Annotated in this window: 13 protein-coding genes and 1 pseudogene; 6 read left to right on the top strand and 8 right to left on the bottom strand. The window is 46.5% G+C overall.

Going from position 1 to position 25,396, the window contains the following annotated elements; all coding sequences use genetic code 11:
- Positions 1 to 15 precede the first annotated feature (15 nt).
- The 5 genes from BC343_RS07075 (at position 16) to BC343_RS07055 (ending at position 12,738) form a co-directional block, all read left to right on the top strand.
- Entirely contained in the window at positions 16 to 1,353 is a 1,338-nt protein-coding gene (locus tag BC343_RS07075; RefSeq protein WP_078347064.1) for a lipopolysaccharide biosynthesis protein, read from the top strand.
- The gene (locus tag BC343_RS07070; RefSeq protein ID WP_078347063.1) at positions 1,350 to 2,579 is read left to right on the top strand and encodes a glycosyltransferase family protein; all 1,230 of its coding nucleotides are present in this window, start codon (positions 1,350 to 1,352) and stop codon (positions 2,577 to 2,579) included. Before BC343_RS07075 ends, BC343_RS07070 begins: the two co-directional genes overlap by 4 nt.
- Positions 2,580 to 2,606: 27 nt before the next feature.
- Positions 2,607 to 3,794: a glycosyltransferase gene (locus BC343_RS07065; protein WP_078347062.1), complete on the top strand. Its 1,188-nt coding sequence runs from the start codon at positions 2,607 to 2,609 to the stop codon at positions 3,792 to 3,794.
- 95 nt (positions 3,795 to 3,889) lie between these two features.
- Positions 3,890 to 6,523: a non-ribosomal peptide synthetase gene (locus BC343_RS07060; protein ID WP_078347061.1), complete on the top strand. Its 2,634-nt coding sequence runs from the start codon at positions 3,890 to 3,892 to the stop codon at positions 6,521 to 6,523.
- 320 nt (positions 6,524 to 6,843) lie between these two features.
- Positions 6,844 to 12,738: an alpha-2-macroglobulin family protein gene (locus BC343_RS07055; protein WP_143822089.1), complete on the top strand. Its 5,895-nt coding sequence runs from the start codon at positions 6,844 to 6,846 to the stop codon at positions 12,736 to 12,738.
- On the opposite strand, the pseudogene BC343_RS31530 reads toward BC343_RS07055, so the two are convergent.
- The 7 genes and pseudogenes from BC343_RS31530 to BC343_RS07020 all read right to left on the bottom strand — a co-directional run.
- Positions 12,667 to 13,674, bottom strand: a pseudogene (locus BC343_RS31530) (redoxin domain-containing protein); the annotation flags it as partial. The gene BC343_RS07055 and the pseudogene BC343_RS31530 overlap by 72 nt on opposite strands.
- A 346-nt stretch (positions 13,675 to 14,020) precedes the next feature.
- Positions 14,021 to 15,001, bottom strand: coding sequence for a 3-keto-disaccharide hydrolase (locus tag BC343_RS07045; RefSeq protein ID WP_238381716.1), 981 nt, complete (start codon positions 14,999 to 15,001; stop codon positions 14,021 to 14,023).
- 347 nt (positions 15,002 to 15,348) lie between these two features.
- Positions 15,349 to 15,738 carry an SMU1112c/YaeR family gloxylase I-like metalloprotein gene (gene gloA2 / locus BC343_RS07040; protein ID WP_078347059.1) on the bottom strand — a complete coding sequence of 130 codons (390 nt, stop codon included), beginning with the start codon at positions 15,736 to 15,738 and terminating at the stop codon, positions 15,349 to 15,351.
- Positions 15,738 to 17,963 (bottom strand): phosphoribosylformylglycinamidine synthase subunit PurL, encoded by a 2,226-nt coding sequence (gene purL, locus BC343_RS07035; RefSeq protein WP_078347058.1) that lies wholly within the window; start codon positions 17,961 to 17,963, stop codon positions 15,738 to 15,740. Before purL ends, gloA2 begins: the two co-directional genes overlap by 1 nt.
- A gap of 570 nt (positions 17,964 to 18,533) precedes the next feature.
- Positions 18,534 to 19,379: an energy transducer TonB gene (locus BC343_RS07030; RefSeq protein WP_078347057.1), complete on the bottom strand. Its 846-nt coding sequence runs from the start codon at positions 19,377 to 19,379 to the stop codon at positions 18,534 to 18,536.
- Between the two features lie 162 nt (positions 19,380 to 19,541).
- Entirely contained in the window at positions 19,542 to 20,108 is a 567-nt protein-coding gene (locus BC343_RS07025; RefSeq protein WP_162276832.1) for a DUF4468 domain-containing protein, read from the bottom strand.
- Between the two features lie 72 nt (positions 20,109 to 20,180).
- The gene (locus BC343_RS07020; RefSeq protein ID WP_078347055.1) at positions 20,181 to 21,212 is read right to left on the bottom strand and encodes a porin; all 1,032 of its coding nucleotides are present in this window, start codon (positions 21,210 to 21,212) and stop codon (positions 20,181 to 20,183) included.
- A 585-nt stretch (positions 21,213 to 21,797) separates the two neighbouring features.
- Here BC343_RS07020 and BC343_RS07015 point away from each other — a divergent pair.
- A complete protein-coding gene (locus BC343_RS07015) occupies positions 21,798 to 23,972 on the top strand; it encodes a glutamine synthetase III family protein (protein WP_078347053.1) in 2,175 nt (724 codons plus the stop codon).
- Positions 23,973 to 24,117: 145 nt separating this feature from the next.
- On the opposite strand, the gene BC343_RS07010 is transcribed toward BC343_RS07015, so the two are convergent.
- On the bottom strand, positions 24,118 to 25,152 hold the full coding sequence (locus tag BC343_RS07010; protein WP_078346504.1) for an IS110 family RNA-guided transposase: 1,035 nt from the start codon (positions 25,150 to 25,152) through the stop codon (positions 24,118 to 24,120).
- Positions 25,153 to 25,396: the final 244 nt, after the last annotated feature.

Genomic DNA, 25,396 nt, shown 5'->3' with positions numbered 1-25,396 from the left:
CACTTATTGGCTTATATGTCGTTTTTTAAAAAGATAGTAAACAAACATACCATCAATTTAGCCAGCAGCGCTGCCATGCCCTTAATAGGTATGCTGGTGCTATCGCTGCTTGCACACCAGTTACCCGATACCGACTTTGGTAACTACATCTTTTTCCTGCAAACTTTCTTATTGGCAGATATGTTCCGCACGGGTTTCCTGCAAACATCGCTGGTTAAATTTTACTCGGGTGCACATATCGATAGGGCCCGTAACGTGGCAGGCTCGGCCTGGTGGGTGGGTTTTATACTCACTTTTGGGGTGGCGCTTATCAGCTGGATAATATACTTCTTTATTAAAAGCGGAAATTCGGACCTGGAAGATACGCTGAAATGGTTTGGGATAATTTATATCTGTACCCTCCCATCGGCCATTGCCGGTTGGATTTTACAGGCCGAAGAGCGTTTCGATAAGATGTTCATCATCCAAATCATCAACCAGGGCGGCTTTCTAACGCTGGTACTCATCGGGATGTATTATAAAGACATCAACTTTGATACCGTGATATACAGCTACCTGGGCACCAATATTATCACCAGCGTAATTTGTTTGGCCATGGGCTGGTCCCATGCACATACCATCAGGCATAAATCAGTAGCCGCAATGCGCGAGCTTGCCAATTTTGGTAAGTACAGCGTGGGCACCTCACTGGGTTCTACTTTGTTGCGCAGCTCGGATACCTTCATTATTAAAATGATGTTCCCTACGGCTTTGGTTGGTGTTTATTACATACCACAGCGCCTGATGGAGATATTTGAGATACCTATGCGGAGTTTTGTTTCTACTGCATTGCCCGAACTATCTGCCGCTGCCCAGCGCGATGATAAGCCCGCTGTGGCCGAAATAATGAAACGTTATGGTGGGCTGCTAACGGTATTGCTTTTGCCTGTAGCTGTAGGTGCTTGTATACTGGGCGGGTTGGTTATACACCTGCTTTTTGGCGATAAATTTGTTGATACCGATGCCTTCAACATCTTCCGGATATTTATGTGCTATGTGATCATTATGCCTATCGACAGGTTCTTTGGCATTACGCTGGATATCCTGAACAAACCGCATCTTAACATGATGAAGGTGTTTTTAATGTTGGGTATAAACGTAATTGGCGATTTTGCAGGCATAGCCATTTTCCATAACCTATATGGCGTGGCCATTGCATCGTTATTCACCTACTACTCGGGTGTATTATTTGGCTACTTTACCCTGAAAAAGCATCTTGATTTTACGCTGAACGACCTTTTCAGCCTGGGCTGGAGCCAATTGAAAGCGATGGTAGCTAACCTGATGCAGAAACGAAAAGTGCAAAAAGCATGAGTTTAACCGGCAAACATATCGTGGTTTTCTCGCAGATGCAGTTTGATAACAAACTGGAATCGACGCCCTACACCATGGCGCGGTTGCTGGCTAAAGATAACTACGTGTGGTTTGTAGATAGGCCCTTCACCTGGAAGGATTATTTTAAGTTTAAGGATACTGATGCCTACCGCGTGCGCAAGCCGCATTTTTTTGACGCGAAGAACGCCATCATTCAGTCGGACCTCCCCAACCTAAAAATTGTTATATGCCCGCCTGTGCCATCCATCAATATGCTGCCCGAGGGTAAACCCTACCGTTTGGCTGTTAAGTTTAACGAGTGGATGGTAGCATCGCGCCTGAAGAAAGTATTTAAGCAAAAGGGCATTACCGATTATATTTACATCAACTCGTACAATTTCTCGTATCCGCAGTTGCACCAAACCCTCGCGCCAAAAGCAGCGCTGAACGTTTACCATTGCGTAGACCCAATCATCGAGGCATACCAACTTAAACACGGCGTAAACAACGAGGAAATATTGGTTAAAAGTGTTGATATGGTAATATCTACCAGCCGCCAGCTGGCCAAAAAGCAATCGGCATTAAATCCTCGCTCCTACTTTGTGCCTAACGCGGCCTATATCACCCACAGCCAAAAAGCTTTAGACCCCGCATTGCCAATAGCGGAAGTATTATCGGGCATTAAAAAGCCTGTTATAGGTTACTTTGGTGCCGTAGAGCGCCGTATGGATTACACGATGATGAAGCAGGTGTTTGCTGTCAACCCCGACAAAAACTTTGTGTTCATCGGGCCACTTGACCAGGACTACCTTCAGCATGAAAACTTTCAAGCCCCAAACCTTTACCTGCCCGGCCCTGTACCATACGATCAAATGCCCGCAGTGTTAAAAGGCTTCGACGTTTGCCTTATCCCCTTTAAAAAAGATGAGGTGAGCAACAACATATTCCCGCTTAAACTATTTGAATATTTAGGTGCCGGCAAACCCGTGGTTGCGACGGATTTTAACGAAGACCTGGCTAATTTCACCGAAGGGTTAGTGCCATTTTGCAGCACTGCCGAAGAATTTAGTCGGGCACTAAACGATGCATTGGATAACCCGCAAGCACCCGAAAAAGTGGAGGCGCGCGTGGCCGTGGCAGCAAATAACACTTGGGAACACCGGATAAGCGATATAAAACAAATATTAGCCGATGCTTTGGCTGAAAAAGGCAAAACTGTTAGTTAAATTTACAGATGATAAAAAGGCCCCGCAATGGAAATTATTAAACTCATATTCTCGATAATTTTTACCCTCGTTTTTATTTACCTGGGCATTTATAGCCTTTACCTCTTTGTGTTTTCGGTATTGGGTAAGCTAATCATCAAAAAGGCACCGCCCGTGGCTGAAAGCTTCAGCAAATTTGTTATTTATATATGCGCCTATAAAGAGGATGCCATCATCCTTAACTCTGCCGCTCAGGCCTTAACTATTGATTATCCGCAGGATAAATTCCATGTATGCGTTATAGCCGATTCGATGCAGCCCGAAACCATTGTGAAGCTGAAAGAAATGCCTTTGCAGGTGGTTGAGGTAGTATTCGAGAGCAGCACCAAATCAAAAGCCCTGCACGCTGCTATTGCCGCAACTTATGAAGATTTTGATGCGGCCGTGGTGTTCGATATCGACAACATTGCTGCGCCCGATTACCTGCGCCACATAAACAATTACCTGCACGCCGGCGACCGCGTAATACAGGGCCACCGCGTTGCTAAAAACACCGAAACCCCGGTTGCGATATTAGATGCCATAAGTGAGGAAATAAATAACCACATATTTCGTAAGGCGCAACGTATTTTTAACTTTAGCGCAGCCATAATTGGCTCTGGCATGGCTCTTGAATATCGTTTATTTAAGGATACCATGGCACAGATAGATGCAGTAGGTGGTTTTGATAAAGAGATGGGCCTGGTGCTCACCCGCCAAAACATACACGTGGCATATGCCGATGCCGCTTTGATATACGACGAAAAGGTAAGTAACCCCGAGGTGTTTAAAAAGCAGCGCCGCCGCTGGCTTTCGGCGCAGTTTAACCTGCTGAAAGTGTATGGCATGACGGGCTTTAAAGAACTCTTTGGCAAAGGCAATTTTGATTACTTTAACGAGATATACCAAACTGCCATATTACCAAGGATACTGATGCTGGGGCTTATGCCATTTATGCTATTAGTATCGTTACTAACACCGGGCGTAGGCCCCTCGTGGCAAATGTGGCTAACGGCTACCGCTCTTTGTTATATAGGCATTTTGGTGGCGGTACCTGGGCAGTTTTTTAATGGCAAATTATTGGGAGCTGTGCTGAAGATACCATTGATATTTTTTACCATGCTGGCCTTGTTGTTTAAATTGAAGGGCGCGAATAAGAAATTTATTCATACGCCGCATAATCCAACAAGCCACTAACACTCGTATGTTGTGTACCTTGTACACATAATTGAAACTAAACACACACTACAATTAATTTTTAGCAAAAGATCCCCTGCCTTAGCTAATTGAATATGGAAGCAACAATACTGAACGACACCACGGTAGACTACCCTAAAGACAAGCCCCTATTTGAGCTGTTTAACGAGAGCGCGCAGGCTTATCCCGATAAAGTTGCTATCCGTTTTTACGACCGCACCCTAACATACGCCGAAACCGAAGCCTCGGCCAACCGCATAGCTCAGTTTTTGGTACAAAAAGGCATAAAACGAGGCGATATTATTGGTATGGCGCTCGACCGTTCTGCCGAGATGATCATTACGCTACTGGCCATCATGAAATCGGGCGCGGCCTACGTACCGCTTGACCCGGAGTACCCGAAAGACCGTATAGAGTTTATGCTGGAGGATTCGGGGGCGAAAATCCTCATTACATCAACGAAATATGCCGGCCATTACGCGGCTAACACTACCGAGATATTAATTGAAGATGCCCTTGCCGAATCGGCATCGTTGCCACCTACACAGCCGGATGCAGGCGTTCGAGGTACCGATCTTATCTATATCCTATATACATCAGGCTCTACCGGCAAACCAAAAGGTGTGCAAATAGTCCACCACGCATTTGTTAACTTTTTACTGAGCTGTCAAAAGCAACCCGGCATTACCAGTGCCGATAAAACTTTGGCAGTAGCCACCATCTCGTTTGATATTGCCGGTTTGGATATTTACCTGCCGCTTAGCGTAGGGGCCGAATTAGTTGTAGCCGATTCATTAGTGGCTAAAGATGGCCGTGCGGTTTTAGATATTGTACGTACACAAGGCATTACCATTTTACAAGCCACCCCCTACACCTGGCGCATGATGCTGGAGGTAGGCTGGGAAGAAAAGCTCCCCATGAAGGTGTTCACCGGTGGCGAAGCGTTGGCAAAAGACCTTGCCGCAAAACTTATTGACCGCTGCAACGAGGTGTGGAACCTTTACGGCCCTACCGAAACTACGGTTTATTCGGTTATAAAACATGTTACCGATGCCGAAGACGTTACCGTTGGCTGGCCGGTTGATAATACGCAGATTTACATTGTTGATGAGGCTATGAACAACCTCACGAATGGCGAAATTGGCGAGATACTGATAGGCGGCGTAGGCGTATCATTAGGATACCTTAACCGCCCCGAACTTAACGCCGAAAAATTCATCGATAACCCTTTTGACAATAAAAGCCCTAAAATATACCGCACCGGCGACCTTGGCCAGCTACGCCCCGATGGCGAAGTAATATGCCTTGGCCGTATAGACCACCAGGTGAAAGTGCGTGGCTACCGTATAGAACTGGGCGAGATAGAGTACCAGTTAGGCCAACAGCCCGACATTAAAGACGTTGTAGTAATAGCCCGCGAAGATACCCCGGGTTACCCAAGGCTGGTGGCCTACCTTACATTACGCAACGGCCAAACAGGGCACCCGGATGCAGAACAACAGAATGCCTGGCAAAATGCCTTATTGGCCGAACTGCCCGAGTATATGGTACCAGACGACTTTGTGTTGCTGGATACCATCCCATCTACGCCAAATGGCAAAATTGACCGCAAAGCACTGCCCAAACCCGATTATGGCCACATTGTACGTTCCGACGCTTATATAGCGCCGCGTACCGCCAACGAAAGGCTTGTATCTGAAATTTGGCAGGAGATGATGGGCCTGGAAAAAATAAGCATGGACGATAACTTCTTCCAGTTGGGCGGCCGCTCGCTGGTAGCTGTGAAGATAATGGCCAAAATTGAGGAAAAAACAGGCCTTCGCCTGCCTTTGGCCACCTTGTTTGAGCATTCTACGGTGGAGAAACTGGCCATACGCCTCGATTCTAATTCAGATGTTATCAGTTGGGATTCGTTGGTGCCAATTAAACCCAAAGGCAGCAAAATGCCGCTGTACATTGTACATGGTGCCGGCTTGAACGTATTGCTGTTCAACGCACTGGCCATGAATATGGACGACGAGCAACCCGTATACGGCCTGCAAGCAAGGGGCATAAATGGCGTTGATGAACCGCTGGACGTAATGGAAGAAATTGCAGCCAACTACGTGGAAGAAATTGTTAACCACGACCCGGTTGGCCCTTACGCTGTAGCGGGCTATTCGCTGGGGGGTATGATAGCATACGAAATGGCCAAACAAATGCTGGCCATGGGCAAGGACGTAAAAATGCTGGCCATGTTTGATACCTATGCCGACCAAACCAAAATACACACCCCGCCCGTAATACGTTTTGTAAAAGATGTTTGGCACCTGATAAAGCAGATAGCTTATACCCCTGTGCTGTTCGTTCAGGACCCAAAACGTACCGTAGAATACAAAAGCCGCGAAATTGGCCGCAGGATACAAAAGGTGTACAAAAAAATGTTCCCTCATAAGGTGAAAAAGAAAGAAGGTTTTGCCGCCTACACCAATGAGATACACGAGAAAAGCGAGGCCGCACAACGCAACTATATGCTGGTGCCGGTAGATATTAAGATAGAGCTGTTCCGCGCCAAAAAGAAGACGTTTTACATGAACGATTTTAAAAACCTGGGCTGGACACCTTTCGCACTAAAAGGTGTACGTGTACACGATATCCCCGGCGAACACAATACCATCTTCGCACCGCCGAACGACAAACAATTTGCAGAGGTTCTGCAGAAGTGTTTGGATGAGGCAGTGAAACAGTAAAGAACTTTAGAGGCGCGATATTAGCGCCTCTTTTTGTTTTGGTGTTTTTTACCGCAAAGGTTTTCGCAAAGAGCGCAAAGCTTTGCAATGTGGTTAAAAGTAAAAAAGTTTACCACTTTGTTATTTCTATCTACCTACGCTCATTAAGTTTTCTTATTAATCCACATGCAAAACTTTGCGTTCTTTGCGTTCAGCATTACGCTAATCCTCTGCGCCCTTTGCGGTTAAATAACCCTCACCGCAAGAAATATTTTTTACCCCCAACACTTTATTCAATAAAAGTTATTTAAATTCATAGGAAAATAATCTACCTATTTCCCATGAGCTACATCACACGCCTGTTCCGTTCGCGAAGAGGCCCTGCCATTATTTCGGCTACACTTTTATTGGTTGCCCTGTCTATTTATTTGGTACGTGCACGAAGCCATAAAAAGAATGGCCCCGATTTTAGCCGCTATATCGAATCGTATACCACGGGCATCATCTCTAAACAAAGCAATATCCGCATCAAATTAGCAGGCGAAGTACAGGTAACGCACGAGCAAGGCGAAGAGCTAAGCAACAAGGTGTTCGACTTTTCTCCATCCATAAAAGGTAAAGCTTACTGGGTTGATGAGCGCACCATCGAGTTCCGCCCCGAGGGCAAGCTTGACCCTGATAAGAAATACGATGCCGTGTTTAAACTTGGCAAAGTGATCAAAGTGGAGGACGATTTCGAAGAATTTAAGTTCGATTTCCAAACCATTAAGCCCGATTTCAGCGTATCATTCGTTGGCCTGGTTAGCGCTACCAATAACTCGGCGGACATGATGAATTTGAAGGGCAGCCTGCAAACTGCAGATGTGGAGAACCAGGAAAAAATTGAGCAGGTGCTAACCGCCAATTACGAAAGCCCGGTTAAAATAAGCTGGCAGCATAACCCGGCCACCAAAACGCATAAGTTTGTTATTACCGGCATAAAACGCGCCAACATCTCCTCCCCCATTAAAGTGGCCTGGGATGGCAGCGGGCTGGATATCGACCAAAGCGGAAACCAGAGCTTTGATGTGCCCGCCATTGGCGATTTTAAGGTGCTTGACATAAAAGCCGTACAGGATAACGACCAGTTTGTTTGTGTGCAATTCTCGGACCCTATAATGGTGGGCCAGGACCTGAGCGGTTTGATCACTCTTGGCAGCCTTACTGATCCTGCATATACTATTGATGGCAGCGTGATAAAAGTTTACGCCCCCGAGCGGCTGGAAGGTAGTTTTGGCGTGGTGGTTAACCCCGGCATCGAGAGCGCTTTCCATAAAAAGATCAAGAAATCATATACCGGCAACGTTTTCTTCGAGAATCGCCTGCCATCGGTAACCATCCCCGGCAAAGGCGTTATCCTACCCGATTCTGGTAAGCTGCTGATGCCATTCGAGGCCGTGAACCTGAAAAAGGTGGACGTAACCATTATAAAAATTTACGCCAACAACGTGCCGCAATACTTCCAGGGTAATGGTTTTGATGGAGGGTACGAACTACGCCAGGTGGCCAAACCTATCCTCGAGAAAACCATCGACCTCACCGTAGATAAAGGCCTCAATCTCCGCAAAAAGAACCGCTTTATGCTGGATGTAAATAAGCTTTTCCGCGCCGAACCCGGTGCTATTTACCGCGTGGTGATCGGTTTCCGGCAGGAGTACTCGTTGTACAATTGCAATGCCGGTAGTGGCGGCGTCATTAAAAGCGAAAGTGACGACGAGGACGATTACAGCGACGGCGAATACTACGGCAATGGCAATACAGGCGGCGTAAGCGATGAGGACGACGACTTTTGGTCGCGCTATGATAATTATTACCCCGACGGTTATGACTGGAGCAAACGCGACGACCCTTGCAATAACTCTTACTTTACAAAAGACCGCTGGGCCACGCGCAATATCATTGCATCAAACATTGGCCTTATTGTTAAGCGCGGTAACGATAATAACCTCACCGTTGCGGTAACCAATATCCTCACCGCCGAACCTATGAAAGGCGTGGAACTGGAGTTTTTAGATTACCAAAAACAAATCATCTGCAAAACCACATCAGATGGTGACGGCCTGGCACAGTTAAAAATGAAACGCAAACCTTACCTGCTGGTGGCTAAAAACGGTAAGGAGCGCGGTTACCTGAAGTTGGACGATGGTAGTTCGTTACCTCTATCCCGCTTCAACGTAGGCGGCGAACAGGTACAGAACGGGCTGAAGGGCTTTATTTACGGCGAACGTGGCGTATGGCGCCCCGGCGATTCGATATTCACCACCTTTATTTTGGAGGACAAACTGCATACGCTGCCTAAAGACCACCCAGTAGAATTCGAGCTGTTTAACCCTAACGGGCAGCTGTATAAAAAGATAACGCGCACAAGTTCGATAGATGGCTTTTACAGCTTCCATACCGCTACTGAAACTTCGTCGCCAACGGGTAACTGGTCGGCAACGGTGAAGGTGGGTGGCGCTACCTTCGAGAAGAAAATAAAGGTAGAAACCATTATGCCGAACCGCCTGAAACTTAAACTTGATTTTGGCGGGGCTACCGAGTTCACCAAAGGCAGCGGCGTAAATGGCAGGCTAAGTGCACAATGGCTGTTTGGCGGTGCGGCGCAGAATTTAAAAGCCAAGGTAGATGCCTTTGTATCGTCAAAGAAAACGGCTTTCGATGGCTTTGAGGGTTACGAATTTGACGACCCAATATTGGCTTTCAACACCCAAACGCAAACCGTATTTGATGGCCGCCTGAACGAGAACGGGCTTGCCGATGTTAACCCTGACATCAACGTAGAAAAACAGGCACCGGGCCAGCTGCGCGCCAATTTTGTGGTGAAAGTATTTGAACCGGGCGGCAACTTTAGCCTGCAGCAATCGGCTATCGATTATAATGTGTACTCGGGCTACGTAGGCTTAAAAACGCCAAAAGGCAGCGAACTATCGGGCATGCTGGTAACGGATAAAGACCAGGTGATAGAAATTGCTGATGTAGATAGCAAGGGCAAACTCTTCGGCGGCAGCCGCGATGTGGAGCTGGAACTTTACAAAATACAATGGCGCTGGTGGTGGGACGAAACCGGCGATGAGATGAGCAATTTTACGCAGGATAAATACAACAAACTGATACGTACCGGCACCGTTACGCTAAACAACGGCCGTGGAAAGTACACCTTGCGCATACCAAAAGCCGATTGGGGCCGCTATCTCATCCGCATAAAAGACCCTGAAACGGGGCACTCTACCGGCAAGATCATGTATGTAGATTGGCCAAACTGGTCGGAACGTTTACAGCAGACCGCTCCTACCGAAGCGGCGATGCTATCATTCACGTCCGATAAAACCAATTATAAAGTCGGCGAGGAAGCAACCCTAACCATCCCTACGGGTGGCGACGGGCATGCGCTCATCAGTTTTGAGAACGGCAGCAAGGTTTTAAAAACTACCTGGATAGATACCAAAAAAGGCGAAACACGCTACACTTTTAAGGTTGACGAAACCATGGCACCAAACGTGTTTGTGAATGTAACGCTGTTGCAGCGCCACGCCCAAACCAAAAACGACCTGCCGATACGCATGTACGGCGCCATCCCGCTGAATGTGGATGACCCGGAAACCATCCTGAAACCGGTTATCAGCATGCCGGATAAGTTGCGCCCCGAAACACAGTCGGCCATAACGGTATCCGAAGCCAGCGGCAAGGCCATGACCTACACCATTGCTATTGTTGACGAAGGGCTGTTGGATATCACCAACTATAAAACTCCTGACCCTCACGAGGCCTTCTATGCACACGAGGCCCTCGGCGTAAAAACCTGGGACCTGTTCGACTATGTAATAGGTGCCTTCGGCGGTGGTTTAGAGCGTATACTAAGTATTGGTGGCGATGGCACGGGCGGTGTTAACAAGAACGTAACCGTGAACCGCTTTAAACCTGTGGTGAAGTTTTTAGGGCCATTCCGTTTAGAGAAAGGCGCAAGCCAAACTACTAAATTCACCCTGCCGCAATACGTAGGTTCGGTGAAGGCCATGGTAATAGCCGGGCACGATGGCGGCTACGGCTTTGCCGAAAAAGCTGTACCTGTTAAAAAGCCGTTGATGATATTGGCCACACTACCGAGGGTGCTTGGCCCATCGGAGAAGGTGCAGCTACCGGTTACGGTATTTGCTATGGAGAATAACATTAAAACGGTTACGGTGCAGGTACAATCTAACGCTTTCAGTAATTTGGGCGGCAACAATACCAAAACCATCACTTTCGCCAAACCTGGCGACCAATTGGTAACCTTTGACCTGGATGTGAAGGATTTTGTAGGTGTGGGCAAGGTGAAGGTAACAGCCAAATCGGGCGGCGAAGGTACGGCCTACGATGTTGAGCTGAATGTACGCAACCCTAACCCTCCCGTTAGCCGCGTGATAGAGAAAGAATTGAAACCGGGCGAAACATGGGCAACGCCTTATACCGCTGTTGGCATCAATGGTACCAACAAAGCCAGTTTAGAGGTGGCGAGCATCCCGCCGTTAAACCTGGGCAAAAGGCTGGATTACCTCATTACCTATCCTCATGGCTGTGTGGAGCAAACCACCTCGTCGGGTTTCCCGCAGTTGTGTTTGAGCCAATTGCTCGACCTAACCTCTCGCCAAAAGGCCGAGACCGACCGTAACATCCGCAATACCATTGCAAGGCTTAATGGCTTCCGCACTACCGAGGGCGGCTTAAGCTACTGGCCGGGCGAAGGCAAAGCCGACGAATGGGGTAGCAACTATGCGGGGCACTTCCTGCTGGCGGCACAGGCCAAGGGCTACGCACTACCCGCCGGGCTAATGAACGAGTGGAAACGCTACCAAAAACAAAAGGCGGTAAACTGGTCGCCCGATCCGCGTACCAACATACACGGTTATTATTACTATACCGACCTGGTGCAAGCCTACCGTTTGTTCCTGCTGGCTTTGGCCGGCACGCCTGAGCTGGGTGCCATGAACCGCCTGAAGGAATATCAATACCTAAGCGTAGAAGCACGCTGGCGCTTAGCGGCCGCTTACAAACTGGCTGGCCAACCCGAAGTTGGCGCGCGTATGGTGAACGGCCTGTCGACCGATATTGCGCCATACAATGCCATGTACGGCACCTACGGCTCCGACCTGCGCGACGAAGCCATGATACTGGAAACTCTTACGCTGCTTGGCCAACACCAAAGGGCGGCGGGTTTACTACGCTCGGTAGCGGCGCGGTTATCTGTTGATAGCTGGTACAGCACCCAAACCACCGCCTACTCGCTTGTGGCCATTGCCGAATATTGCGGGGTTAACAAATCGGGCGGTAAGCTGCAGTTCAATTACCAGGCAAACAGTACCAAAGCGAATGTCAGCTCGGGTTCGTACATCTGGTCGTCGGCCATTGCGGCTAATGGTGGCAACGTGGTGATGAAGAACAACGGCAGCAACAGGCTTTATGTAAGGCTGATACAGCAAGGGCAGCCATCATCGGGCCAGGATGTGAAAACATACATTAACCCCGATGTTCTGCAAATGCGTGTGGGCTACTTCAGCCTCGGCGGCAAACCTATCGACCCAACAAAACTGAAACAGGGTACCGACTTTGTGGCACAGGTAAACATTAAAAACCCGGGCAAACGTGGGCGTTATGATAACCTAGCGCTCACGCAAATATTCCCATCGGGCTGGGAAATACTAAACACCCGCATGCTGAATAACGACGAGGCCTTCAAATCCTCCCCATCCGATTACCGCGACATCCGCGACGACCGGGTGAACACTTATTTCAGCCTGAGCGAAAACGTCGAGGTTACCTACTACGTAATGCTGAACGCGGCCTACGCCGGCAAATATTACCTGCCTGCCGCCTATTGCGAAGCGATGTATAATCATGATGTGAACGCGCTGATAAAAGGGCAATGGGTTGAAGTAAAAAACACCGCAATAATAGCCCTCTTGTCATTGCAAGGAGCAGAAGCGCAGGGCACTGAGGGAAAAGGGCGACGCGGCAATCTCGGCATACAATTTACGCATGCCGAGATTGCGGCTTTGCAAAAAGTATTATTCGCCAAACACCTGCTTCAAGGTGCTCTCCAGCGTTCTGTCGCGTATGTTGCGGGCTATTATTTTGCCCGATGGGTCAACCAATACATTGACCGGTATGGTGGTAACGCCATAACTTTCTTTAACCATTTTAGCGGGTTTGGCACGGTCTAACACCTGTGTCCAGGGCAAATGGTCGGCTTTTATGGCTCGCAGCCAAGCGGCTTTTGAATCTTTATCGTCAATAGAAACACTTAATACCGTAAAACCTTTTGCTTTATATTTTTGATAGGCCGCCAGTACGTTAGGATTTTCTTTTCTGCAGGGGAAACACCACGAGGCCCAAAAATCAACCAACACATACTTGCCGCGATATGACGATAATTTTATCGGTCTACCCGTTTTATCGGGCAAGGTAAATTCCGGTGCCATTACCCCCACCTCTGCGCTCTTTGCGTCGGCTATCATCCCGCCAAGTTTTTTTCCTGAAGTGCTATTCTTCAACTGCGGGGCCAAGCCCGCATATGCATCCGATACATCGTTCAGGGCGGCATTGTTTAGCATGCGTTGCAATGTCTCGAGGCTAACATAAGACGCGGGATGTTTCCGGATAAAATCGAGCTTGACAGGCTCCATTTCTTTGAGCACCACATTGGTTTTGGCCCTTACCTCCGCAATAATACCGGCATCCTCTTGTTGCGCCGGGCTCAATGCATCGTAATATTGGTTAATAGGCCGTAGCTTTAGTTCGAAGGGCTTCAGCGCTATATCTAACTCCGTTTGATCGTTATTATTGGGAGTACCGGTAATAGCGGCATTGATAAGCGAATCGGGCGTAGTGATAATGATGTTACCGGGCTCGATGTAAATATTGGCAGAATCGTGCAGGTAGGCAGCAAAAAACGGGTTGTCGTTACGGCAGATGTAGCCTTCACCTAACGAAGATGTTTTGCCGGAAAAAGAAAATGAACCATTTTTCACGACCGTAGAATCGGCATGCTTAACGCCGTTCTCTTTATAAACCAAAAATATCCGGTCGCCATCTTTGAATGGTATGTTGGCGGCGCTTATAGTAAAAGCCTTTTGTGCAGCGGCAATTAGAGGCAACATCATCAATATCAAAACAGCGCACTTCTTCATGAGGTATAATTTGAAGCCGTAATATACTCATCCTGCAGAAAATAGACTGTAAGCGTATTGTCGTAAAACGGGGCAAAAAAGAAAGCTCGTTGGATGCATCCAACGAGCTTTCTTTTAAACACTATGTCATTTCGAACCCTGAAGCGCTGGCATGGTGCGCAAGAGGGTGAGAAATCTTCGAAACTTAGTATGAACGCCAAGCATTAACGCCTGTATAGCCTGAAAGTTGTTGTGTCGAAGTTTTCTCCTCACACCCCGCTCTTTCCCTGCGCGCTGTTCGTCGAAATGACACGGAGGAGGAATGTGGTGGGCGTTCTTACTTAGCCGGCGTTATCACAATATTCCTGAAATCTATAGGGCCGTGGTCGCCTTGTATCATTAGCGGGCCGGGTTCGCCTTCGCGGCTGTTGATAGCGCCACCGGTGATACCAGGTATCTCGGCACGGCAAACTACTTCGGTACCGTTAGCTACTATAGTAACCAGGCGGCCTACTAAGGTGATATCATAGCTCTGCCATTCGCCGGCATTTTTAGCCATCATTTTATTAGGAGGCAAAAAGCCATATATCGAACTGAATTGGTTGTTAATAGGCTCGGGCTCGCCGGTTTTGGTATCGATCACCTGTACTTCGTAACGGCCGCGCAGGTATACGCCGCTGTTGCTGCCTTTTTGGTAACGGAACTCAATATGCAGTTTAAAATCGCCGAAGGTTTTATCGGTAAGTAAATTAGCACCCGATTTTTTGCTGCGCAGAATGCCGTTCTCTACCACCCATTGGTTAGGCCTGCCATCGGTATGCCAGCCCTTGGTATCTTTACCGTTGAACAATTTGATAGGTTTACCCCAAACAGGTGTTTTGGTAGGCAACATACGCGGTGCGCGCACGCCGGTAAAGCTGTAGCTTTTGCCATCGGTGTACACCATGGTACCTTTTATCACATCGCCGCCAACTTCAAATTCAAAATCCATATTGCGGTCGCCCTGCTCCCATTGCGGTGGGATAGAGAAACTGTATTTGCCATCTTTAGGTTTAACTTCGGATATAGGGCGTGCGCTGCCAAAGGCATAGGTGAAACGCCCGATAAGCGTATGCGTACCCGACTTCTGCACTTCCAACCACGACGGTTGGGTAACGCCGTCTTTATCCATCGTAATATCCCAACGGCCAATTACATCGGGATCTTTGGCAACCTGTGCCGAAACCTTTAAAGTTGACGATAGCAGCAAGCCCGCTATAACAGACACGCCTAAAACCCGGAACATACGTTTACCGGCAAAACGGGGTAAGAATTTCATATTGGTTATAATTAAGTTTTTAAAGCTACAAAAATGAATAACACTAATTGCACGAATTGATTCGAATTGCACGAATTTTAGCGTCACTTTCCTGTCAGGCCGGCTATTTAACCACAGAGGGCGCAGAGATTTACACAGAGAAGCACAGAGCCTGTTTTTCGGTAATTTAAATCGCGTAATAAAAAAACTCAATTAAATTTAACAAATATGATGATCAAAAAACTCTCTGATGACGTTGCAAAGCTCTCTGTGAACTCTGTGGTTTTTCTCTGTGAACTCTGCGGTTAAAAATAACTAAAACAAAAAAGACGCGAAGTATCGCGTCTCTACAGTATTGTTAATGTTTGTTACAGCTCGTACAACTCCAAGGGCAAATCATCAGGATCGGAGAAGAAAGTAAAGCGTTTACCCGTAGTTTCATCTATACGGATGGGTTCGGTTATTACGCCAAACTCGTTCAGATGGAAAACCGCTTCATTAATATTATCTACCTCGAAAGCCAAATGCCTTAAACCGGCAGCTTCGGGGCGCGATACACGGGCGGGTGGATTTGGGAAAGAAAACAGTTCTATCTGATACTGCCCTCCTACCTCCAAATCGAGTTTATACGAATCTCTTGCTTCGCGATAGGTTTCCAAGACTATTTTTAAGCCGAGCACTTCGGTGTAGAAGTGCTTCGACTTTTCATAGTCCGAACATATGATCGCTACGTGTTGTATCTTATTCAGCTTCAGCATTATTCGCCGAGGCTTGCGTGCAGTACGTTGCTGTGTACCATCTTCAGGTCGGTAATATTACCGAACAGTTCTTCGTCGATAGTAGTGTTACCTGTACCGTTCACAGTACCCAACAGGCTGAATTCAACTTCGCTGGTGGCCATCATCTCGATAAAGCGCTCCTGATCGTCAGGTGCTATACTTACCACTACCCTACCCTGTGCTTCGCCGAACAGGAAGGCATCTTTACGGATGCTGCTATCGGTTTCGATATCAAAGCCTAAACCATTCGGCAGGCTCGATTCTACTAAAGCTACATATAAACCACCGTCAGCCACATCATGTGCCGACTGAACTACTTTATGTTTGATGAGTTCTTTCACCACCTGGTGCATAGCATACTCTTTATCGATATCGAAGTACGGAGCAGGTGCCGCCAATACTTTATGGTACGATGCCAGGTACTGCGAAGACGCGATATCATTAACCGATTCGCCTATCAAATAGATCAAGTCGCCGGGTTGTTTAAAGTCAAGCGTCATCAGGTTGCTTTGGTCGTCCATAACGCCCAGCATACCAATAGTTGGGGTCGGGAATACCGGGCCTTCATCTGATGATTGGTTGTAGAAGCTTACGTTACCGCCGGTTACCGGGGTATCAAACTTGCGGCAGGCCTCGCCCATACCTTTTATAGCGCCCACAAATTGCCAGTAAACTTCGGGGATATACGGGTTACCAAAGTTTAAGCAGTTGGTAATGGCCACAGGCTCGCCACCGGCGCAGGTAATGTTACGCGCTGCTTCGGCAACGGCAATAGCGGTACCTTTTTGCGGATCGGCGTATACGTAGCGCGAGTTGCAATCGCAGGTAAGTACAATGGCTTTCTCGGTATCTTTCACGGCAACCACGGCCGCATCGCTTGGGCGATTGGTGGTCATGGTGGCAGTACCAATCATCGAATCGTATTGGTCGGTAACCCAACGTTTCGATGCGATGTTAGGGTGAGCAATCAAATGCTCGGCCACGTCTACTAAATTAGCAGGCTCGGCAATATCTTCTATCTTGAATTTCTGGTTCTCGGCATAGTAAGCGGGCTCGCGGTATTCGCGGGTGTAAACCGGGGCACCACCGCCTAATACTAAATCATCTGCGGGTACATCGGCCACTTTCTCGCCGTTCATGTAATACTCCAGGCGTTTGGTATCGGTCACCTCGCCTATAATGGCGCAGTTCAGGTCCCATTTATCAAATACGGCCTCAACCAATGCTTCTTTACCTTTTTCAACCACAATAAGCATACGCTCCTGAGATTCAGACAGCAATACCTCGTATGGCTTCATGTTCTCCTGGCGCATAGGCACACGATCCAGGTGGATGATCATACCGTGCTCGCCTTTGGCGCTCATTTCTGAGTTAGAGCAGATGATACCTGCCGCACCCATATCCTGCATACCAATAACGGCACCGGTTTTAATTACTTCTAAAGTAGCCTCCAGCAACAATTTCTCCTGGAAGGGGTCGCCTACCTGTACGGCCGGAAGATCGTTAACCGAATCTTCGGTAATATCTTTTGATGCGAAGGCCGCACCATGTATACCATCTTTACCTGTAGCCGAACCAACAATATAAACCGGGTTACCCACACCGTATGATGTTGCAGAAACCGTTTCACCGGCTTTTACGATACCTGCCGAGAAAGCGTTCACCAGCGGGTTAATGTTGTAACATTCGTCGAAGAATAACTCGCCGCCTACCGTTGGTATACCAAAGGCGTTACCGTAATGGCTGATACCTTTTACAACACCTTTAACCAACCATTTGGTTTTATCGAGGCTAAGGTCGCCGAAACGAAGCGAGTTCATTTGGGCAATTGGGCGTGCACCCATGGTAAATATATCGCGGTTGATACCGCCCACGCCTGTAGCAGCACCCTGGTATGGTTCCAGCGCCGATGGGTGGTTATGTGATTCTATTTTAAAAGCGCAGCCTACACCGCCGCCAAGGTCAACCAAACCGGCATTTTCTTCGCCTGCTTTGGCCAGCATACGGGGGCTATCTTTTGGCAATGTTTTTAGCCAGGTAATAGAGTTTTTGTATGAGCAGTGCTCGCTCCACATTACCGCGAAGATAGACAGCTCGGTAAAGTTTGGCACGCGGCCCAGTATCTCTTGTATTTTAGCAAACTCTTCGGGTAAAAGGCCAAGGTCTTTGGCGGTTTCAACGGTAGTTAGTTCCTGGTTCTCCAATGTTTAATTGTTTATGTTGAAAGGATGCGCAAAATTAGGAAAAAGCAGGGAAAGCTGAAAGCATAAAGACTAAAGCTTAAAGGCGAAGTTTAGCGGCCAAATAAAGCAATAAAAAAAGCCTTGCTTGGTATTAACCAGGCAAGGCTTTTTTATTGGAATACCGCTTTAGACTTTTTCCCGCCGTCGTTGGTGTTATCATCAACGACTCCAATGTTTGTAAAACCCTCTTATCATCTTTAAGCAAATGGCCTCACGTTTTTCACCTATCTAACGGCATCACGGGCTTGTTGGTGATAACACCAACAAGGGCAAAAACGATGGAGATTTGAGATATGAGATGTGAGGCATTGGATATAAGATAGGATAACGCGCCATTGCCATGCTGAGGGACGAAGCATCTATTAGCCACAAAGCATAGCGACGAAAGCCTTGTGGCTAACAGATCCTTCGCTATCGCTCAGGATGACAAAAGGGTTTGAATAAAAACAAAAAAGCCGCAGCGGAATTTCGTTCCCGCTGCGGCCCTCACAACTCAAAACACACTCTATCTTAAAACACTGTACTTAATAACTATTCGGTAGGCAATTGAAAATTAATAGGGATAGAATACCTTACACGCACCGGCTGACCGTTTTGGATACCGGGTTTCCAGGCTTTAGCCAGTTTGAGTACACGGGTTGCTTCCTGGTCGAAACCGTAACCGGCGGGCCTATCTACAGTAATGTTTGATATCTGGCCGTCCTTTTCTATTACAAAGGTCATGATTACCCTACCCGATACGCCAGCATCTAAAGCTTGCCCCGGGAATCTTAAGGTTCTACCTAAAAACTTGCTGAATGCTGCCATACCGCCTATCGGCTCGGGGTTTACTTCTATAGCACCGAAATTTTCAATTTCGTTACCGTTGCCTTTAGATGCCTCTTTACCCGGACCGTCACCTGTACCTTTTGAAAGGTCGGGGGCATTCTCGCCGGGTTTTACTTCGTCTCCATTTTTTGTTTCAGCCCCAACAGCGGCAGTTTTTAGTTGATCAATGGTTGGCGGTTCTTCTGTTGGCTTTTCATCAGGCACCACTACCGGCGGCAGCGACTTAATGGTCTTAACCTGGGGTTGTGCCTTTGGCGGCTCAACTGCTTTTTGCGGCTCCGGTTTGGGTTGTTCTTGCTTTAGCTCGTGAATAATATTAGGATCGTTTTTTACTTCTACTACAGTAACCAACTCAGGCGGGGCCGACCTAAAAGCGAAGTTTAACCCAACTGCGCCGGATATAACAACCGTAAAGGCTATAGCCATTGCTTTATTAAGTGTACCCGCATAATGGTTCCGCAGATCGTAAGCACCATAGGCTTTGTTACGGTTACCAAATACAACATCAAGCCACTCGGTGTTGTACAAATCAAATTTTGTGTTTAGCATAACGTTTAGAATTAAATTTTTCTATATAACGTTACAGCAATACATAATGTTGTGTATTTTTTATCTTTTACAGAATATTTATTGGCTAAATCAAATTATTCAAAATTTTATATTGCGAAATGCGGTTTATTGAAATATTTATCGGGTTGGCAAAGCCTCAATTTACCACTTATCGGTTTCAACACGCTTTACGTTATCTTCGGGTTTACGTAGGATTTGCACCTTATCCATCACCAGCATTAATTGGGCTGCGTTGGTTTTGCAGAAAGTACCAACCTGGGCCAGCATACCGTCGGTTTCTTTATCGTCGTACTTAGTCCAAAGTTTTTCAAGCGGCACATCTAAACCCGGCTGGGTGGCCATATTGCCGTAGCGGTTACGTTTATAAGGCTTAAACACAAAATCGGCAAATTTATAGCGGTATTTCTGGTCTTTGGTTTCAATGGTTAATACGTAGGTTACCTCGCCTACTTCTTTTTTGGTTAATAACCCGCTGGCGTAAACTACCAGTTTATCTTTTTGAGTGACGGTACCGCCATTCTTTTTAGAGCCGCTCTTGCCCACAAAGCCTGCGGCGCGCTGGTAAAGGGTATCAGCCGTCATGCCGCTTTTATCAACCACCTGGTATACTACATACTTATTGTTCTCGTCAAACTGCAACACTTCTTTTTGTGCCATGGCGGCCTGTACGGCCAGGAAACAAGCTATACTGAGGAATAATTTTTTCATATAATAAAGATAAGCCATCCATAAACAAATATGGATGGCTTACCGAAATTTTAATTAAGTGTGATACTTAGATTAGAAAGAATAAACAGCTGCTAATACCATTTGCGAAGCTTTTTTAGAAGCCATAGCATTGCTGTTTACAAATACGGCATCGCTAACATGGTCTAACCTTACCTCTGGTATGAAAGTAAGCGGGCCTGCTTTGATATTTGAAGTTAAAGTAAATGCTTTAACATTTGTGCTGCCGGCACCGGTATCTTTCCATTTGAAGAACTCGCCGCGTAAACCGAACGATACGGCTGGGCTAACAGCAAGTTGTGGGTATAAAGCCACACCCTGGAAACCACCCGGGCTGTTTGGAGCGTTGAAGTCAGCAGCGTTCAAACCTAATTTGAAAGCGCTGGTAATTTGGTAAGCAGTAGTGAAGTCAACCTCGGTACCAGAGTAGCTGCCGCTAACAAAGTTAAGGTAAGCTGTCCAGCCGCTAACAGGGCTAACAAATAACTGCGCACCAAAGGTTGATACATCTTTAGATGAAGAGTAACCATTCCAGCCATCGTTGAATATACCGGCCATTAAGCTTGCTTTATCAGAGAAAGCATAAGTAGCTTTAAAGCCTGCATTTTGGAACGGACCGTTGGTGAACAGGTACGAAGTTGAGTAGTTGAAGTTACCAACCGGAGAAATTACTTCGTAACCTACAAATGTAGCCATATAACCAGCGGTTAAGCTGAATTTATCGGTAACATCGTACGATACGTATAAGTTCTGGATGTGGTAAGAATCACCTGCCGGTTGAGGTATTGACTGTGCCTGGCCACGCGGACCGAAGCTCATTTCGCCAACGAAGGCCGCTTTACCAACTTTCTTTTTAACGCCCAGGTCAATCATACCTATCGAGATAGAGTTTTGGTCGCTGGCGAAGCTGGTTGGAATGTTTGAGCTACCTGCAGAATTTCTGAAGCCCGAGAAGTCGTTTTTGTAGTAAGTGTCTACCGAACCGAAGATTACCAATGGCGGATCTGCTTTTGGCGCCTCTTGTGCTTTTGCCGTAAAAGTTGCCGCTGCTGCGAAGAATGAGAAGAGTAAAAGTTTTCTTTTCATGGATAAGGAATTAAATTTATTGTTTTTGTTAATTGTTGTGTTGCTCTTTAATATTTTAATCGGTTTTTCAACCGTTCACGTTTAAAACAAAGCCACAATTAAACACCAATCTCCACTAAGATCCCGACAGCACTTCCCTAATTATAATAATCTCTATAGAATTGGTATTAATTATTAATTTTTTCATGAAAATATGAGTATATTTTAATAAAAACAAATTATAGGTGCTAAAATTTCAATTATTTCAATCAAATTTTTAATTATTAAAATCTTATTACCAGTTTTTTATTTCTAAAAACAAAAATTCAAGGCTTAAATATTATAAATATGTCAATTTGATTAATAATCATGGTTAATATTTTAAGCATTTCATAAAATTTACAAATATTTAAACAAATTTAATCACCCAAACATACTATGCGTGCATAATTCTTAAAATTTGAGGCATATATTTAGGTAATCAACAAATTTTATTCGGCAAAATACTTCATTTTCCAACATGCAGCATACACCTTTATATACCCTGCTTTTTATCATATTTTTTAAAGGATTTCCTACTTTTGGCATAATAAAATTCTATTTGTTATGCCAAACAATCGTTTTCATGCATTACGCGAAGTACTTAACCGCGAAATCCCAGAAATAAAGGCCCCTTCAACCAAAATTTCCGATTATTTCGGTGCAAATGTGTTCGATAAGCACAAAATGAAGGAGTATCTGTCGTCGGAAGCGTACGCAGGCATTGTAAACTCAATAGAACATGGCGAAACCATCCCGCGCGACCTGGCCGAACAGGTAGCAGCAGCCATGCGCAGCTGGGCCATGAGTAAAGGTGCAACGCATTACACGCACTGGTTTCAGCCGTTAACCGGCAGCACTGCCGAAAAGCACGACGCTTTTTTTGAACCCACTGCAGATGGCGGCGCCATTGAGCGTTTCAGCGGAGATGCATTGGCACAACAGGAGCCGGATGCTTCCAGCTTCCCAAGCGGCGGCATACGTAATACTTTCGAAGCACGCGGTTATACCGCCTGGGACCCATCCTCGCCCGCCTTTGTTATTGCGCGTACACTTTGCATCCCAACGGTATTTGTATCGTACACCGGCGAAGCATTAGATTATAAGGTACCATTATTAAAGGCATTAAGCGTATTAGATAAAGCTGCGGTAGATGTTTGCCATTACTTTGATAAAAGCATTGAAAAAGTAAATGCATCGCTGGGTATTGAGCAGGAATACTTTTTGGTTGATACAGCCTTATTTAATGCCCGCCCCGATCTGTACTTAACCGGACGAACCTTATTCGGGCATATATCGGCAAAAAACCAGCAACTGGAAGACCATTACTTTGGCTCTATCCCCAGCCGTGTGTATGCCTTTATGCAGGATATGGAAACCGAGGCCCTGCAATTAGGTATACCTTTAAAAACACGCCACAATGAGGTTGCACCATCGCAATTTGAGTGCGCGCCGGTTTACGAAGAAATAAACCTCGCCATTGACCATAACCAGCTACTGATGGATATTATGGACCGTGTAGCCGCACGCCATAACTTTAAGGTATTGCTGCACGAGAAACCCTACGCCGGCATCAACGGATCGGGTAAGCATAATAACTGGAGCCTGATAACTAATACCGGCAAAAACCTGCTATCGCCGGGCAAAACGCCAAAGAACAACCTGCAGTTCCTTACCTTTTTTGTAAACACTATTAAAGCAGTACACGAGCATGCCGACTTGCTGCGTGCTTCGGTAGCTTCGGTAAATAACGACCACCGCCTGGGTGCCAACGAAGCGCCACCTGCTATTATCTCGATATTTTTGGGCAGCCAGCTTACCGAGGTATTGGATGAGATAGATACCTCGCGCCTCAGCAAAAAAATAAAAGAGGAAAACTCGCTTTGGCAGGGCATCCCTAAAATACCACAGATATTAAAGGATAATACCGACCGTAACCGCACTTCGCCTTTTGCTTTCACTGGTAATAAGTTCGAGCTGCGCGCCGTGGGCTCATCAGCCAACTCGGCCAGCCCGATGACCATACTTAACCTTATTGTAGCCGACCAGCTGAAGAAATTTAAGGTTGATGTAGATAAGCTGATCAAAAAAGGCGAGAAAAAGGATGTAGCCTTAATGATGGTGATAAAACGCTACATTAAAGAATCGCGCAATATCCGCTTTGAGGGCAATGGCTATAGCGACGAATGGGAAAAAGAAGCCGAGATACGCGGACTGGCCAATGTAAAAACTACACCTAAGGCTTTGGATGCCCTGGTAACCGACAAAGCTGCTGAGCTTTTTGCCGAAACAGGGGTATTCACCCAGCGTGAAGCACACGCCCGCCACGAGATACTATTAGATAGCTTTTACAAAAAACTACAAATAGAAGCCCGCGTAATTGGCGAGCTGGTGCAAAATACCATTATCCCGGCCGCGGTAGAGTACCAAAGCAAACTGATAACTAATGTAAAAGGCTTAAAGGATATCGGCTTGGAGCAAACCGCTTATGCTGCCCAATTGGATATCATCAGCAGGATATCTACCCACCTCAACTTTATTAAAACGAATGTTGATGAGATGGTTACCGAACGTAAAAAAGCCAACGCTATTGAAGATATACGCGAGCGCGCCATCAGCTACGACGAAAAAGTAAAAAGCTACTTTGCTCCTATCCGCTACCATGTAGACAAACTGGAGCAACTGGTTGATAACAACATTTGGCCGTTGCCTAAGTTGAGGGAGTTGTTGTTTAGCAAATAATTGCCGGGGTGCTTTGCAGTGGTGGTTATTTAACCGCAAAGATTCTGTGTTGATTACCAAATGATTTTTTACTTTTGTTGTCTAAGGCGGCTTTATGCCAGCCTGTTTAGGGTGGTTGGCTTTAGCTTTAACCACCCTAACTATTTTATGAGGTTGCTTCCTCGCTTTGTACTTGCAGGTAGCGGCTGTCGTACCTCTCGCCTGTTTTCCAAAGGGTGTAAACCAGTTCTAATAACTTCCTCTGCACCGCTACCGCCGCTTTCATTTTAATTCCATGTTTAGATACTAACCTCACAAACACTGCTTTGAAATGCTTGTCGCTACGTATAGCGGCTAATGCAGGCATATACATTGCCTTCCGTAAATAACGGTTCCCTCGTTTGGATATACGAGGCTTACTTTTTACCGAAGTGCCCGAGTCTTTAACTTTTACATCCAACCCGCTATACCCTACCAGTTGCCTTTTATTGCGGATCAGGTTGAAGCCATTCGTTTCTGCAAGGATGGTAACTGCCGTAAGCCACCCTACGCCGGGGATAGATGTAATAGTACGTACTCTTTTAGTCAATTCGGCATCTTGCTTTATCAGGGCATCGATCTCTTCTTTAACTTCTTTTTCCTGGCTGTTGAACAGCCCGATACGATCTTTGAGCCTGGCTACGCTCCTTTCGTTAGGGTATGCTTCTGCCTGCTCGGCGTGCAGCTGGTTCTTAGCCACCGTACGTTCTGCTATCAATTGCCCCCTTTCCCGGGTTAACTGCCTTAATGTTTTGAACCCCTTCTCCGGTTGCTGCCAGTCCTCCAGTTTTGTACCAAGCCCGAAATCGCAAATGCCTCTTGAAGCAGTTTTATCAGTAATGGTTTTGATATCCAGCGACCTTATATGGTTGCTGATCTTATTGGGTAGTACTATGCTAACCTCGTAACCGTTGTCGGACAGGTAGTACGCCAGCTTCTCATGGTAAACGCCGGTGGCTTCCATCACATACCTTACGCTGGTAGTGTTTACGCTATGCTTGCTTACCCAAACCAGCATAGCCTTAAAGCCCGATTCTTTATTGGCGAACGATTTACAAGCGTAAATATCCTTCTCAAGGGAGCTGCCTATCCTGCCTAACGATACTACTAATTCCTTTTGTGCCACATCAATGCCGGCAACTTGCTTTAAAACACTTGTCATCACCTGTTAATATCTATTTTAATAAGTGAATAACCCATCTTCGTTTTGTCTCCTGGTTGGATATCCAAGCTATACCGCTATGCAGTATGCCTTACATTCTGTTCAAACTCCAATGGGCAAAAGAGCATGAGGCCGTATCTTTGCGAGAACATACTTCATGAGTTGTTTGAGCACAAATCGGCTCTCATACTCCTTCACTCAATACAAAATTATTAGCTATATTAATTGGTAACAAACATAGGAG

It is taken from the genome of Mucilaginibacter pedocola (genome assembly GCF_002013915.1).
Classification (GTDB): domain Bacteria; phylum Bacteroidota; class Bacteroidia; order Sphingobacteriales; family Sphingobacteriaceae; genus Mucilaginibacter; species Mucilaginibacter pedocola.
This window is presented reverse-complemented; position numbering and strand designations above follow the sequence as displayed.